This window comes from Caenispirillum salinarum AK4 (assembly GCF_000315795.1).
In the GTDB taxonomy this organism is placed as follows: Bacteria; Pseudomonadota; Alphaproteobacteria; order Rhodospirillales; family Rhodospirillaceae; genus Caenispirillum; species Caenispirillum salinarum.
On record NZ_ANHY01000003.1, the window covers coordinates 381,434 to 396,127 of the forward strand.

Annotated in this window: 15 protein-coding genes; 11 read left to right on the forward strand and 4 right to left on the reverse strand. The window is 70.3% G+C overall.

Annotated elements, in window-relative coordinates; all coding sequences use genetic code 11:
- Positions 1 to 53: 53 nt before the first annotated feature.
- From C882_RS24895 to C882_RS03270, 3 genes are all read left to right on the forward strand, one after another.
- The gene (locus C882_RS24895; protein ID WP_009539115.1) at positions 54 to 353 is read left to right on the forward strand and encodes a hypothetical protein; all 300 of its coding nucleotides are present in this window, start codon (positions 54 to 56) and stop codon (positions 351 to 353) included.
- A gap of 187 nt (positions 354 to 540) precedes the next feature.
- On the forward strand, positions 541 to 951 hold the full coding sequence (locus C882_RS03265; RefSeq protein ID WP_009539116.1) for a hypothetical protein: 411 nt from the start codon (positions 541 to 543) through the stop codon (positions 949 to 951).
- Positions 948 to 1,934, forward strand: coding sequence for a hypothetical protein (locus C882_RS03270; protein WP_009539117.1), 987 nt, complete (start codon positions 948 to 950; stop codon positions 1,932 to 1,934). The genes C882_RS03265 and C882_RS03270 overlap by 4 nt, the downstream gene beginning before the upstream one ends.
- Positions 1,935 to 1,946: 12 nt before the next feature.
- Here C882_RS03270 and C882_RS03275 read toward each other — a convergent pair whose 3' ends face one another.
- Together C882_RS03275 and wrbA are read right to left on the reverse strand one after the other, a co-directional pair.
- Positions 1,947 to 2,876 carry a glutathione S-transferase family protein gene (locus tag C882_RS03275; protein ID WP_009539118.1) on the reverse strand — a complete coding sequence of 310 codons (930 nt, stop codon included), beginning with the start codon at positions 2,874 to 2,876 and terminating at the stop codon, positions 1,947 to 1,949.
- Between the two features lie 80 nt (positions 2,877 to 2,956).
- Entirely contained in the window at positions 2,957 to 3,556 is a 600-nt protein-coding gene (gene wrbA / locus C882_RS03280) for an NAD(P)H:quinone oxidoreductase (RefSeq protein ID WP_009539119.1), read from the reverse strand.
- Between the two features lie 142 nt (positions 3,557 to 3,698).
- On the opposite strand from wrbA, the gene C882_RS03285 reads away from it, so the two are divergent.
- From C882_RS03285 to C882_RS03295, 3 genes are all read left to right on the forward strand, one after another.
- Positions 3,699 to 4,619 (forward strand): LysR family transcriptional regulator, encoded by a 921-nt coding sequence (locus C882_RS03285; RefSeq protein ID WP_009539120.1) that lies wholly within the window; start codon positions 3,699 to 3,701, stop codon positions 4,617 to 4,619.
- Between the two features lie 106 nt (positions 4,620 to 4,725).
- A complete protein-coding gene (locus C882_RS03290) occupies positions 4,726 to 5,712 on the forward strand; it encodes a PDC sensor domain-containing protein (protein WP_009539121.1) in 987 nt (328 codons plus the stop codon).
- Between the two features lie 137 nt (positions 5,713 to 5,849).
- Positions 5,850 to 6,545, forward strand: coding sequence for a cytidylate kinase-like family protein (locus C882_RS03295; protein WP_009539122.1), 696 nt, complete (start codon positions 5,850 to 5,852; stop codon positions 6,543 to 6,545).
- A gap of 72 nt (positions 6,546 to 6,617) precedes the next feature.
- On the opposite strand, the gene C882_RS22895 is transcribed toward C882_RS03295, so the two are convergent.
- On the reverse strand, positions 6,618 to 7,190 hold the full coding sequence (locus C882_RS22895) for a hypothetical protein (protein ID WP_009539123.1): 573 nt from the start codon (positions 7,188 to 7,190) through the stop codon (positions 6,618 to 6,620).
- 129 nt (positions 7,191 to 7,319) lie between these two features.
- Between C882_RS22895 and C882_RS03305 the strand changes: the two genes are divergently transcribed.
- From C882_RS03305 to fdhD, 5 genes are all read left to right on the forward strand, one after another.
- Entirely contained in the window at positions 7,320 to 8,243 is a 924-nt protein-coding gene (locus C882_RS03305; RefSeq protein WP_009539124.1) for a LysR family transcriptional regulator, read from the forward strand.
- 119 nt (positions 8,244 to 8,362) lie between these two features.
- On the forward strand, positions 8,363 to 8,839 hold the full coding sequence (locus C882_RS03310) for a formate dehydrogenase subunit gamma (RefSeq protein WP_009539125.1): 477 nt from the start codon (positions 8,363 to 8,365) through the stop codon (positions 8,837 to 8,839).
- Positions 8,836 to 10,395 carry a formate dehydrogenase beta subunit gene (locus tag C882_RS03315; RefSeq protein ID WP_009539126.1) on the forward strand — a complete coding sequence of 520 codons (1,560 nt, stop codon included), beginning with the start codon at positions 8,836 to 8,838 and terminating at the stop codon, positions 10,393 to 10,395. The genes C882_RS03310 and C882_RS03315 overlap by 4 nt, the downstream gene beginning before the upstream one ends.
- 14 nt (positions 10,396 to 10,409) lie before the next feature.
- Positions 10,410 to 13,211, forward strand: a complete 2,802-nt coding sequence (fdhF, locus tag C882_RS03320) for a formate dehydrogenase subunit alpha (protein ID WP_009539127.1) — start codon at positions 10,410 to 10,412, stop codon at positions 13,209 to 13,211.
- A gap of 4 nt (positions 13,212 to 13,215) precedes the next feature.
- Positions 13,216 to 14,001, forward strand: coding sequence for a formate dehydrogenase accessory sulfurtransferase FdhD (gene fdhD / locus C882_RS03325; RefSeq protein WP_152415173.1), 786 nt, complete (start codon positions 13,216 to 13,218; stop codon positions 13,999 to 14,001).
- A gap of 10 nt (positions 14,002 to 14,011) precedes the next feature.
- Here fdhD and C882_RS03330 read toward each other — a convergent pair whose 3' ends face one another.
- Complete coding sequence (locus tag C882_RS03330) at positions 14,012 to 14,683, reverse strand: trimeric intracellular cation channel family protein (protein ID WP_009539129.1); 672 nt, start codon at positions 14,681 to 14,683, stop codon at positions 14,012 to 14,014.
- Positions 14,684 to 14,694: the final 11 nt, after the last annotated feature.

The following is a 14,694-nucleotide window of genomic DNA, read 5'->3' on the forward strand; positions in this document are numbered from 1 at the left end:
CGCGCCGGGCAACTCATGGGACAGGGCCTGGCGCCCGTTGCTGGAGGATCGACATGGGCCATCGCCTGATCCTGATCGCCGCATTGGCGGCCCTGCCGGTGCTTTCTCCGCCCGCCATGGCGGAGGAGCCTCAGGCCGCGCCGCCGCTGGAAAGCGAGGAACAGCAGCAGGTGTCCGAGGCCCTGCGGGCGGTGGAGGACGCTTGGACAGAGCTTGAGTCCGCCACCGCCGAGCGCTGGCAGTCGGCAAAGGAAACCTTCGACCAGGCGGTCATCGACCTGGAACGCACCTGGGACGAGGTGACCACCGACGGCCCGTCGTTGTCCGATGAGGCGCCCGACGGCCGGGAGTGAGCCGTTTTCGGCTCTTTCGGCATCTCAGCATAACCTTGTGCCCGGCCCCCAGCGGGTCGGGCATCTTTTTTGGTCGTCGGCGCGCGCGTTATCCTGTGTGCGCAACCCACAATATATGTTTTTGCTATCCCTTTACGTGTTTGTGGTCTAATCTTCGCGCCGGAGAAGCCGGGGAGGAAGGCCTGTCATGTCGGCAGCCGGGTTGTGCGGGCGCCTTCCGCGCGCCGTCATCCTCGCGGTCGTGCCGGCATGGCTTGCCGGCTGCGCCGTCGTGGAGGTGACCGCGCCAGCGGGAGACGTCGTGGCGACGGAGTGGCATCCGGGCGTGCTGGTGGTGCGCCTGGAACCGGGCGACGGCGCCGATGCCGTGGTGGCCGAGGCCATTGGGGCGGGCGTCCTTGCGCGGCCCGGGGCGCTGAGTGTCGGCGCCTGGCGCGAGACCGTGGCTGCCGTGGCGCCGGGCTGCCGGCTGGTGGTCTGGCCGCGCTCCGGCGCCGAGCTTGAGACGGTTCTGGCGCGCCTGAAGGACGTGCCGGGCCACTGCGTGATCGGGACACCGCCGGGGGGCGGGAAGACGAAGGGGGAAGACCAGCCATGACCACGACCATCATGCGAGCGTTCCGGCGCACGCTGGCGCTCGCGCTGGCGGCCGGGGCGGCCGTGCCGCTGTCGGCCTGCGCGCCCAATCAGGAGCAGCCGCTGATCTTCGTGTCGAGGGACGTCTACGGCGTGTCCCTCGACACGTCGCCCAGCGCCACCGGAACGGTCGGCCTCACGTTGGGCTACAGCGCCGAGGACGTCTCGCTGGTGCCGGTGACGGTCATGAATGCCGCCGGCGACACGATCTATCCGGTTCGGGGGTGTTACACCGCCGCCCAGGGCCCGGGGCTGGTGACGTGCAGCGCGGATTCGTGGGCGGGCGACATGCAGCTTACGGAAGAGGCGGCCGCCAAGGCAACGGGCGGGGAAACGGGCGAAGATGAGGGGGACGCCCGGCAAAATTCGGGCGGGCCAGGCCCGGGCGCGGCGGCGACCGCTCGAGGCGCGACCCATTCGACGCGGCCGGGGTCGCGAAACGGGGCGCCGCGCGACGTGACTCTCGCCCCCGCCAACCGGATGGCGATGAGCTTCTCGCCCGGGGATTTCCAGACAGCCTTGCCGGTTCGTGACGTTCTGGTTCCTGTGCAAGGTGATGCCGATACGGAATCGGACGTGGACGGCGCGGCCCTCGCCACGGCGGACGAAAAGAAGCAGGTCATGCACGACTCGCTGTCGGTCTACAGCTCCTTCGACTCCGACGTGGACGCCGGGGGCGCGCAGACGCTGGGCGTCTCCCTCGGGAAGGTCTTTGCCACCGGTGTCGCGGCCCAGCAGCTTACGGAAGGCCAGAACTACTACCTGCAGTTCAAGGGCCGGGCCGAGTATGCGGCGGCCGTCGCGGCCTGCGTCACCGCCGCCAAGGACGCCGTCGGCGGGACAATCTCCGCCGACGTCGTGAGAAGCTGCGCCGGCCGTCCGGTCGTCGCCGCGAACAAGCGCCCGGGAGAGGGAGCTGCCTCCGACGGCCAGAACGGGAGCTGACGTCTGCCGGCCTCACCCGCGTCCGTGGGGCAGGGTCAGGTCCATGGCCGGCCCCTTGGGGACGATGCCCGTCGGGTTGATCATGGTGTGGCTGGCGTAGTAGTGCCGCTTGATGTGGTCGAAGCTCACCGTCCCGGCCACGCCCGGCACCTGGTACAGCTCGCGCAGGTATCCCAGCATGTTGGGGAAGTCGGCGATGCGGTTGCGGTTGCACTTGAAGTGCCCGACGTAGACCGGGTCGAACCGCACCAGGGTGGTGAACAGCCGCCAGTCGGCCTCGGTCATCGTGTCGCCCACCAGGTAGCGGTGGCGGGACAGGCGCTCCTCCACCCAGTCCAGCGCCGCGAACAGGGCGTCGTAGGCTTCCTCGTACGCTTCCTGCGTGGTGGCGAAGCCGGTCTTGTAGACGCCGTTGTTGATGGCGTCGTAGACGCGGGCGTTGACCGCGTCGATCTCGCCGCGCAAGGCCTCGGGATAGAAGTCCGGGCCGCTGGCGAGGGCGCCGAAATCGGCGTTGAGCATGCGGATCAGCTCGGCGCTTTCGTTGTTGACGATGGTCTCGCCCTCGCGGTCCCACAGCACCGGAACGGTGACGCGGCCGGTGTAGTGCGGGTCGGCCCTGGTGTAGATCTCGCGCAGGTAGGACAGGCCGTAGAGCGGATCGCCGCCCTCGCCGAACTCCCAGCCGTTGTCCAGCATGAGCGGATCGACGACGGAGACGCTGATGGCCTCCTCAAGCCCCTTCAGCGCCCGGAAGATCAGGGTGCGGTGCGCCCAGGGACAGGCCAGCGAGACATAGAGGTGATACCGCCCGGCCTCGGCCGGAAAGCGGTCGGTGCCGATGCGGTCGCGGAATGCGCTTTCCTGGCGCTTGAAGCGGCCGCCGGTGGACTTGGTGTCGTACCACTGGTCGTGCCACTGGCCGTCGATGAGCAGGCCCATGATGGTCTCCTGTGTCGCGGGACGGAGGCGGCGCCGATGCCGCCTCCATCATCCCTCGTCCGTCGTCCGTCGCCCGTCGATTATCCCGCCAGCTTGGCGGCGATCTCGGTCACGTGCTGGCCCTGGAAACGGGCGATGGCCAGTTCGCGCTCCGTCGGCTGGCGGCTGCCGTCGGGGCCCGCCATGGTGCCGGCGCCGTAGGGACCGCCGCCGCGCACCTCGTCGATCTTCGACAGTTCGGTGCAGCTGTAGGGCACGCCGGTGATGACCATGCCGTGGTGGATCAGCGTGTTGTGGAAGCTGGTGATGGTGGTCTCGTTGCCCGCGCCGGTGCCGGTGGAGGTGAAGACGCTGGCGACCTTGCCGATCAGCTTGCCCTCGGCCCACAGGCCGCCGGTCTGGTCCAGGAAGTTGCGCATCTGGGCGGCCATGTTGCCGAAGCGCGTCGGCGTGCCGAAGATGATGGCGTCATAGTCCGCCAGTTCCTGGGGCGTGGCGAAGGGCGCGGCCTGGTCGGTCTTGACGTTGAACTTTTCCTGGATGTCCTCGGGCATCAGTTCGGGCACGCGCTTGATGACCACTTCGGCGCCGGGCACGGCGCGCACGCCTTCGGCGATGGCTTCGGCCATGGTCTCGATGTGGCCCCAGGTGCTGTAGTAGAGGACGAGAACCTTCGCCATGATCTGAACTCCTTCATTCCGTGCGGGCCGGCGTCGCGGCCTCGGTGTTTCCGTGCCTACAAGGATAAGGATTGCGTTTTCGTGGACAATGGGCGCCTCTGGAATAATATCGTTTCCAGAGCGTGAACGATTGGAGGCGGCCATGGTGGGCGATCCGTTGGAGGGCTATGCGACATTCGCAGCCGTGGTGGACTGCGGGGGATTTTCCGCCGCCGCCGAGCGGCTGGGGGTCAGCAAGTCCGCCATCAGCAAGCAGGTCTCGCGGCTGGAGGAGCGCCTGGGCGCGCGGCTGCTCAACCGCACCACCCGCCGGCTGGCGCTGACCGAGGCGGGGCAGGCCTTCCACCAGCACGCCCTGCGCATCCTGGCCGAGGCCGAGGAAGCGGAGCTGGCGGTCAGCCAGTTGCACGCCAGCCCGCGCGGGTTGCTGCGCGTCTCGGCGCCCATGAGCTTCGGCATCAAGCATCTGGGGCCGGTGCTCTGCCCCTTCCTGCAGCGCTACCCCGACCTGACGCTGGAGGCCGCCTACGACGACCGGCTGGTGGACATGGTGGCGGAAGGTTTCGACGTGGCCGTGCGCATCGCACGGCTGGCCGACAGTTCCATGATTGCCCGCAAACTGGCGCCCTGCCGCCGGGTTGTCGTCGCCAGCCCCGACTACGTGGAGCGGCGCGGTATGCCCATGCATCCGGCCGAACTGACCGGTCACGACACCCTGCTCTACACGCTGCAGGCCACCGCCAACATCTGGACCCTGGTGCACGCCGACGGCAGCCGCGCCGACGTCAGCCTGTCCGGGCGCCTGCGGGTGAACAACGGCGACGCCCTGCGTTCGGCGGCGGTGGCGGGGCTGGGGGTCATCATCACGCCCACCTTCATCGTCGGTGACGACCTGGCCGCCGGACGGCTGGTGCGCGTGCTGCCGGACTGGGAGGCCGAGCCCATCCACATCTACGCCGTCTATCCGCCGGGCCGCCACCTCTCGGTCAAGGTGCGCGCCTTCGTCGACTTCCTGGCCGAGGCCTTCGGGCCGAATCCCTATTGGGACTCCTGGGACGGATAGCCCCCAACCGGCCGGTGCGGGTCATCCCTTGGACTCCTGTGGTGGCATAGCGGAAGGTCTTGTGTCACGCTGGGATACGCTAAGATAATTTCAAGGATACGAACGTATGTCGGAGGTCGGGCGCCCCGAGGCCGCGGACAAGGGCTTGCCGGGCGGACGCGGCAGCGGCGCGACGCCGCTGACCGTCGGGCCGGTTCTGGTGTGGCTGTCCATGGCAGCGGTGGCGATCATCATCGCCGGCATCGTCGGCCATGTGCTGGAGGTGCGCGAGACCACCCGCGCCGCCGCCCACACCCAGGCGCGCACCGCCGCGCAGCTTCTGGCCGAGAACACCGGCCGCCTGATGGACTCGGCCGATTTCCTGCTCGATGACGTGGCCGAGCGGGTTCAGGGACGGCCCTGGGCCGACATTGCATCCGACGCCGCCCTGTGGCGCGGCATGGCCGCAGACGCCGAGCGGTTCGAGCACGTCGAGGCCGTGTGGCTGAACAACGCCGACGGCGAATTGCGGCAGGTCAGCCTGCGGTTTCCCTCGCCGGCGTCCAATGCGAGCGACCGCGATTTCTTCCGCCACTTCGCCAATGGCGGGGTCGGGCCGTTCATCAGCGAACCCATCGTCGGGCGGGTCACCAACAAGCCCACCTTCCTGCTGACCCGCCCGCTGACCACGCCGGAGACGGGCACCTTCCGCGGGATCGTGTCGGTGACGCTGGACACGGCCTATTTCTCCAGTTTCCTCGAAACCTTCGACCTGCCGTACAACGCCAGCATCATGCTGGTGCGCGCCGCCGACGGCCGGGTGCTGGTCAGCGAGCCCGAAGCCCGCACCGGCGAGGTGGTGAGCGCGCCGCTGCTGGAGCGGATCGAGCGCGGTGCCTCCGTCGGCGGTTTCCGGGAGGCCGATTCGGTCGGCTGGATGCGCCGCCTGCCGGAATGGCCCGTCTATGCCGTGGTGCGGTTCGACCGCCGCGCCATCGACGCCGAGTGGCGCGAGTCGGTGGTCAACTACGTCGTGATCGGCGGCCTCGCGCTTATCGCGCTCATCGGACTGGCGGCCTACGCCCGGGCGGTGGAACGGGCGGTAAGGGACTGATGGTGCTCGCATTCGATCGGTCATATCCCGTGGTTTCCCTTACCGGGATACCCGCAATCTGATAGGATGAATGGCAGGGAATTGGTCCGGCCGACGGGCGATGTTCAAACCCGCGACCGCCAGGTGAGGAGGCAGCCATGCCCGACGTCCAAGCCATCATCCAAGCCATGCTCGCCGCCACAAGCGCGCCCGGCCACGAAGACAAGCCGCGGGAGCGCCTGCCGGCCATCGCCATTTCGCGCGATTACGGGTCGGGCGGGGACGAGATCGCCCAGCTTCTTTCGCAGCGCCTGCACCTCAAGGTCTATGACCGCGAGATGATCGACAAGGTCGCCCAGCGCATCGGCACCGACCCGCAGACGGTCCGCCAGCTCGACGAAGGCATCGGCCGGGTGCGCGAGATGTGGCTGACGCGCTTGTTCAGTGGGCAGGACCTGTCGCCCGACACCTACAAGCGTCATCTGGTGGACGTGATCCTCAGCCTGGGCCGCGCCGGGGGTGTGCTGCTGGGGCGCGGGGCGCACGTGGTGCTGTCGACCTCCACGGCCCTGCGCGTGCGCATCACCGGCTCGCCGGAAATGTGCACCCGCCGCGTCGCCGCCGCCGAGGGGCTGTCCTATGACGACGCCCTGGACAAGGTGCGCGAGATCAACCACAACCGCGGCAAGTTCGTGTGGGACCTGTTCCACGTCCGCACGTCCGACGCCCACAACTTCGACATCGTGGTCAACACCGACCGCCTGGTGGACTTCAACCAGGCTGCCGCCATGCTGGAAAACGCCTACCACGCCATCGGCGGCATGACGACAGAGGCCGACGCGGCGGCGGGATGACCGGGCGCCGAGTCGGGCGGCATCCGGTCGAAGGGGGCGCTGCGGCGCCCCTTCTGGCGTTTGGGGCGCCGCTCAGCCGACGGCGCAACTGCGTGGATTGACGTAGGCACGGGCGTCGGGGCCGAACCGCCCGACGTGCTCCATCTCCCGCCCGTCGGGCGCCCGCAGCGTGGCGCGCACGCCGCCGCCGTCGAATTCCGGCCCGGCAATGCGGGTGCGGCCCCAGGGGCTGTCCTCCAGCGCGTCGTCCACGTCGATGGAGAACACGACGCGCTCCCCCTGCCGCAGGCCGGAAAGCTCCAGCGTCAGCAGGCGTCCGCCGTCCTCGCCGCCGGCGGCGCCGGTGATCTTCTCGCCGCCCTCCCGCAGAATGAAGGGATAGGCCGCGTTGGCCCCGCCGCCCCCCGCCTCGGTGTCGAAGACCAGCCCGCCGACGGTGCTGCTTAGGTCGATGGTCACCGACATCACCGTGGCGAGGCAGGTGCCGGTGTTCTCCACGTGGAAGAGGTCGGGGCCCATCCCCTCTTCGAAGCGCACCGTCAGGTCGGCGGGCGGCTCGTCCACGCCGAAGCCCTGGGCGGCCGCCGGAACGGACGTCGGCAGGATCAGCGCGAGGGCGGCAGCGACGGCGGACAGCCGGAGCATGGGGGAACCTCCTGCGCGGGACGCGATCCCTCCACATTTGGCGCGCCGGCCCGACGATCAAGGGGCGGCCCTCCGGCGTCGGATCATGATAGGATTTGGCTTTCACCAGCGGGAGCCCCGGGGCCGTTCATGAGCCTGCGCAGATACCTCTACCTTCGGGCGCTGGCGCGGGAACGGCATTTCGGCCGTGCGGCGGCGGCCTGCCACGTCTCGCAGCCCACGCTCTCCAACGCCATCCGCCAGCTTGAGGCGGACCTGGGCGTGCCCATCGTGGAGCGCGGCCAGACCTTCCAGGGCTTCACGCCCGAAGGCCTGACGGTGCTGGACCACGCCCGCCGCATCCTCGCCCTGCAGGAGGCGCTGGAGCAGGACCTGGCGCAGCGCCAGGGCGGACTGATGGCGCCCCTGCGCCTGGGCGCCATTCCCACCGCCCTGCCCGTGGTCGCGCATCTGGTGGAGGCATTCTCCGCCCGCCATCCGGCTGCGCCGGTGCGGGTGCTGTCGCTGTCCTCGCGCGCCATCGAGCGGGGCCTGGCGGCCTTCGAACTGGATGCCGCGATCACCTATCTGGAAAACGAGCCGCTGGCCGATGTGCGCATGGTGCCGCTGTACTCGGAACGCTACCACCTGCTCGGCCGGCGGGCGGTGCTGGGGGAGGCGGTGGTGGGGCGCGGGCAGGCGACCTGGGCCGAGGCGGCGGCGCACCCGCTGTGCCTGCTGACGCCCGACATGCAGAACCGCCGCATCGTTGACGCCGCCTTCCGCATGGCCGACCGATCGGTGGCCCCGGCGCTGGAGACCAACTCGGTCATCAACCTGCTGACCAACGCCCGCCTCGGCCCGTACGCCAGCGTCGTGCCGGGCCCTCTGCTGACCGTGCTGCCGGCCGACGAGTCCGTTGTTGCGCTGCCCCTGGTGGCGCCCGACGTGGCGCAGGTGGTGGGGCTGGTCCATCCCGACCGCGACCCGGCCCCGCCCGTCGCCCGCGCCCTGGCCCGCGCGGTGGCGGAGGCCGGCGTGCCCCGCGCCATCGCCAGAGCATTGGCCGCCTGATAGCTCCAGGCTATCAAGGGATGACGAAAAGCAATTTGCGGCGCCGGCTTCGGCGGGGGCATTCTGGTGGCCACGCGAACACGCCGGGCAACGGCGGCTCAGCCACGGGAGGACACGTCATGGCCGGCACCGCCCCCTGGTCGGAAGACCGGGCCCGCACCATCATCGCGGATCACCGATCCTTGCGCGGCGCTCTGCTGCCCATCCTGCACGCCCTGCAGGAGCATTTCGGCTGTATCGACGACGCGGCGGTGCCGCTTGTGGCCGCCGAGTTGAACCTCTCGCGGGCGGAGGTGCATGGCGTCGTGTCCTTCTATCACGACTTCCGCCGCACCCGTCCCGGTCGCCACGTGGTCAAGGTCTGCCGCGCCGAGGCCTGCCAGTCCATGGGCGCCGAACGCCTGCTGGACCACGCGCGGCGGCGCCTGTCCGCCGCGCCGGGCGAAACCACCGCCGACGGCGCCTTCACGCTGGAGGCCGTGTACTGCCTGGGCAACTGCGCGCTGTCGCCGGCGGTGATGATCGACGACCGCCTGCACGGCCGCGTCACACCCGCCCGCTTCGACGCCCTGACGCGCCAGGAGGAACCGGCATGAGCGGCGCCCTGATCCTGTCCGTGCCGCGCGACTCTGCCGCCCTGTCGGTGGGCGCGGAGGAGGTCGCCGACGCCATCGCCGCCGAGGCCGGGCGGCGCGGCGTCGCGCTCGACATGATGCGCACCGGCTCGCGCGGGATGTTCTGGCTGGAGCCGCTGGTGGAGGTGGTGCGCGACGGCGTCCGCCATGCCTTCGGGCCCGTCACCGCCGCCGACGTGCCGGGGTTGTTCGACGCCGGCTTCGGCGACGCTCATCCCTTGGCCCTGGGGCCGACGGAGGTTATCCCGTACCTGGCGGAGCAGGAGCGCCTGACCTTCGTCCGCTGCGGCATCACCGACCCGCTGTCGGTGGCGGACTACCGCGCCCATGGCGGCTTCGCCGGGCTGGAAAAGGCGCTGGCGCTGGAGCCGGCGGCGATCTGCGACGAGGTGAAGGACAGCGGCCTGCGCGGGCGCGGCGGCGCCGGCTTCCCCACCGGCATCAAGTGGCGCACGGTGCTGGAGGCGCCGGGCGATCTGAAATTCATCTGCTGCAATGCCGACGAAGGCGACAGCGGCACCTTCGCCGACCGCATGATCATGGAAGGCGACCCCTTCCTGCTGATCGAGGGCATGACCATCGCCGCCCTGGCCGTCGGCGCGGCGGAGGGGTTCGTCTACATCCGGTCGGAATACCCGCACGCCGTCGCCACCATGCGCGAGGCCATCCGTCTGGCCGAGGCGGAGGGCTGGCTGGGCGCGGACATGCACGGCAGCGGGCGGTCGTTCCACCTGGAGGTGCGCGTCGGCGCCGGGGCCTACATCTGCGGCGAGGAAACCTCCATGCTGGAAAGCCTGGAGGGCCGGCGCGGCGAGGTCCGGCCCAAGCCGCCCCTGCCGGCGCTGGAGGGGCTGTTCGGCAAGCCCACCGTCGTCAACAACGTGCTCAGCCTGTGCGCCGTCCCGGTGATCCTGGAGCGGGGGGCGGCGTTCTACCGCGACTTCGGCGTCGGCCACTCGCGCGGCACGCAGCCCTTCCAACTGGCCGGCAACATCAAGCGCGGCGGGCTGGTGGAAAAGGCTTTCGGGATTTCGCTGCACGACCTGGTCTACCGCTTCGGCGGCGGCACGGCGTCGGGGCGGCCGGTCAAGGCGGTGCAGGCGGGCGGGCCGCTGGGCGCCTACCTGCCGGAGAGCCTGTTCCACCTGCCCAAGGACTACGAGGCCTTCGCCGCCGAGGAGGCCATGGTGGGCCACGGCGGGCTGGTGGTGTTCGACGACACCGCCGACATGGCCGCGCAGGCGCGCTTCGCCATGGAGTTCTGCGCCATCGAAAGCTGCGGCAAGTGCACGCCCTGCCGCATCGGGTCGACCCGCGGGGTGGAGGTGATCGACCGCATCCGCGCCGGCACCGACGTGGACGGCAACATGGCGCTGCTCGACGACCTGTGCACACTGATGGCCGACGGCAGCCTGTGCGCCATGGGCGGCCTGACCCCCATGCCCGTGCGCAGCGCGCTGAAGCATTTCCCCGAGGACTTTCACCGCCCGCGCCAAGCGGCGCCGGCGGCCGAGTAGAACGGAGCCGCCCCATGGCCTGCGCCCGGCAACCCGACCACGGCACCCCCGCCCGCGACGGCGCTCCCGTCACGCTGACCATCGACGGCGCCCGCGTCACCGTGCCCGCCGGCACCAGTGTCATGCGCGCGGCGTCGGAGGCCGGGATCAGCATTCCCAAGCTGTGCGCCACCGACAGCCTGGAGGCCTTCGGCTCCTGCCGCCTGTGCCTCGTGGAGATCGAGGGCCGCAAGGGCACCCCGGCGTCCTGCACCACACCGGTGGCGGACGGCATGGTGGTGGCGACCCGCACCGATCGTCTGGCGTCGCTGCGCCGCGGCGTGATGGAGCTTTACATTTCCGACCACCCGCTGGACTGCCTGACCTGCGCTGCCAACGGCGACTGCGAACTGCAGGACATGGCCGGCGTCGTGGGCTTGCGCGCCGTGCGCTACGGCATGGACGGCGCCAACCATCTGGCGGCGGAAAAGGATGCCTCCAACCCCTATTTCACCTTCGATCCGTCCAAGTGCATCGTGTGCTCCCGTTGCGTGCGGGCGTGCGAGGAGACCCAGGGCACCTTCGCCCTGACCATCGACGGCCGCGGCTTCGCGAGCACCGTCGCGGCCGGCATGGCCGAGGCCTTCATGGACAGCGAATGCGTCTCGTGCGGCGCCTGCGTCCAGGCCTGCCCGACGGCGACGCTGATGGAAAAGTCGGTGATCGAGAAGGGCCTGCCCGAGCATGTGGTGGAAACCACCTGCGCCTATTGCGGCGTCGGCTGTTCCTTCCGCGCCGAGATGCAGGGGACCGAGGTTGTCCGCATGGTGCCGTCGAAGGACGGCGGCGCCAACGAAGGGCATTCCTGCGTGAAGGGCCGCTTCGCCTGGGGCTACGCCACCCACGCCGACCGCGTGACCACTCCCCTGATCCGCGAGCGCATCACGGATCCCTGGCGCGCGGTGTCGTGGGAGGAGGCCATCGCCTTCACCGCCCGGCGCTTCCGCGACATCCAGGCGCGTCACGGCCGGGGCGCCGTCGGCGGCATCACGTCGTCGCGCTGCACCAATGAAGAGGTCTTCGCCGTCCAGAAGATGATCCGCGCCGGCTTCGGCGTGAACAACGTGGACACCTGCGCCCGTGTCTGCCACTCGCCGACGGGCTACGGGCTCAAGCAGACCTTCGGCACCTCGGCCGGAACGCAGGACTTCAAGAGCGTCGAATCCGCCGACGTGGTCATGGTCATCGGCGCAAACCCGACCGACGGCCACCCCGTCTTCGCCTCGCGCCTGAAGAAGCGCCTGCGCCAGGGCGCGCGGCTGATCGTGGTGGACCCGCGCCGCATCGACCTCGTGCGCGGCCCCCATGTGCAGGCCGACTTCCACCTGCAGCTCAGGCCGGGCGCCAACGTGGCCTTCATCAACGCCATGGCGCATGTGGTGGTGACGGAAGGCCTGGCCGACCGCGCCTTCATGGCCGAGCGCTGCGAGGACATGGACGCCTGGGAGGCCTTCATCGCCGAGCCCCGCCACGCGCCCGAGGCGGTGGAAGAAATCACCGGCATCCCCGGCGCCGACCTGCGCGCCGCCGCCCGGATGTTCGCCACCGGCGGCAACGCGGCCATCTACTACGGCCTGGGCGTCACCGAGCACAGCCAGGGCTCCACCATGGTCATGGGCATGGCGAACCTGGCCATGGCGACCGGCAACATCGGGCGGCCGGGCGTGGGCGTGAACCCCCTGCGCGGGCAGAACAACGTGCAGGGATCGTGCGACATGGGCAGTTTCCCGCACGAGTTCACCGGCTACCGCCACGTTTCCGACGACACGGTGCGGGCGCAGTTCGAGACCCTGTGGCGTGCCGACCTGGACCCCGAACCGGGCTTGCGCATCCCCAACATGTTCGACAGCGCGGTGGCGGGCACGTTCAAGGGTCTGTTCGTCCAGGGGGAGGACGTCGCGCAGTCCGATCCCAACACCCGCCACGTCCATGCCGCCCTGGGCGCGCTGGAATGCCTGGTGGTGCAGGACCTGTTCCTGAACGAGACGGCGGCCTTCGCCCATGTCTTCCTGCCGGGCACGTCGTTCCTGGAAAAGGACGGCACCTTCACCAACGCCGAACGCCGCATCAACCGTGTCCGCCCGGCGCTGGCACCGGTGCCGGGCAAGCACGAATGGCAGGTCGCCTGCGAGCTGGCGACGGCCATGGGCTATCCCATGTCCTATGGCAGCGCCGCCGAGATCATGGACGAGATCGCCGCCCTGACGCCCACCTTTGCCGGCGTCTCCTTCGAGCGGCTGGACCGCCTGGGCAGCGTGCAGTGGCCGTGCAACGACGCGGCGCCCGCGGGGACGCCCGTCATGCACGTCGACGGCTTCGTGCGCGGCAAGGGGCGGTTCATGGTGACCGAGTTCGTGGCGACGGAGGAACGCGCGTCGCGCTTCTTCCCGCTGATCCTGACCACCGGGCGCATCCTGACGCAGTACAACGTGGGCGCCCAGACGCGGCGGACGGAAAACAGCCGATGGCACGCCGAGGACCTGCTGGACATCCACCCCCACGACGCCGAGCAGCGCGGCATCCGCGACGGCGACCGGGTCTCGCTGGCCTCGCGCATGGGGGCGACCACCCTGCGGGCGCGCCTGTCCGACCGCATGCCCCAGGGCGTGGTCTACACGACGTTCCATCACCCGGTGACGGGGGCGAACGTGGTCACTACGGACTATTCCGACTGGGCGACCAACTGTCCGGAATACAAGGTGACGGCCGTGCAGGTGGCCCTGTCCAACCAGCCCGCGACACCGGCGGAGCCGGCCGGCGCGCCGGCGGCGGAGTAGGACGATGGCCGCGCCCGTCTCGCGGGGCTCGGCCACGGCGCGCGGACAGGGCGTGCGGGCCGTGCGCGTGTTCGACACCGTGGACTGGCAGGTGGCCGAGGAGGTTCCCGTCGCCATTGTCGTCAACGGCGTGTCCCACGCCGTCATGATGGCGACCCCCGCCGACCTGGAGGACTTCGCCGTCGGCTTCTGCCTGACCGAGGACATCATCGCCGAGGCCGCGGCGGTGGAGGCCGTCAGCGTGTCCGAACACCCCAAGGGTCTGGTGGCGGCGCTGACCGTGCCGCCGACCGCGGTGCTGCGCGCCGATCCTGTCCTGCGCGGGCTGGCCGGCCGTACCGGCTGCGGCCTGTGCGGCGTGGAGAGCCTGGACGATGCCGTGCGCCCGCCGCGCCCGGTGCGGCGGCTGGACATCGATGCCGAGGCCGTGGGGCGGGCGTTTGCGGCGCTGCCGGACCATCAGCCGCTCAATCGCGCCAACCGCACCATGCACGCCGCGGCCTTCTGCGACGCGGACGGGGCAGTGCGGCTGGCGCGCGAGGACGTCGGCAGGCACAACGCGCTGGACAAGCTGGTGGGCGCCATGGCCGCCGCCGGGCTGGAGGGGGCGGACGGCTTCATGGTCATGACCAGCCGGTGCAGCTTCGAACTGGTGCAGAAGGCCGCCCGCGCCGGAACGCCCCTGCTGGCGACGCTGTCGGCTCCGACGGCGTTGGCGCTCGATCTGGCGCGGCAGGCCGGCATGACGCTGGCGACACGCGGGCCCGGCGAGTCGATCGTGTCCTTCTGAAGACAGAACCTCAGTCCCGCCGCTTGGGCGGGCCATCCAGCGGGCGGTCGGGGCGGCGGTAGTGGGGCAGGGACCAGCCCCGCGCGATTGCCAGGGCGCGCACCGTGAACGCCAGGGCGAAGGCCGCGAGCGCGCGCACCTCCTGCCCCACGCCCAGGCCGTGCAGGATCACCAGCGTGCCGGCGCCCGCGAAGGCGGCGGTGACGTAGATTTCCTTGTGCAGCACCAGCGGGCTCTCGCCGGCCAGGACGTCGCGGATGATGCCGCCGAAGGCCGCCGTCATGATGCCCATGGCGATGGCCACCGAGGGCGGCGCGCCCAGCGTCAGCGCCTTGCTTGCGCCCGTCACCGAAAACAGCGCCATCCCCAGCGCATCCGCCCAGACAAGGCCGGCATAGCGGCTGTGGAACAGGCGGGCGCCCCAGAACATCGCCAACGACACCACCACGGGCGCGATCAGGTAGAGGCTGTCGGAGACCCAGAACACGGGCTGCACGCCCAGCACCAGATCACGGAGCGTGCCGCCGCCGATGCCGGTCACGGTGCCCAGCGCGATGAAGCCGATGGGGTCCATCTCCTTCCGCGCCGCGACCAGGGCGCCGGATATGGCGAAGACGCAGACGCCCAGCACGTCCAGAACGGTGACGATGCCGGCGATGTCGAGCAGGGAAAGGGGCGGCATGGATGCTTTCT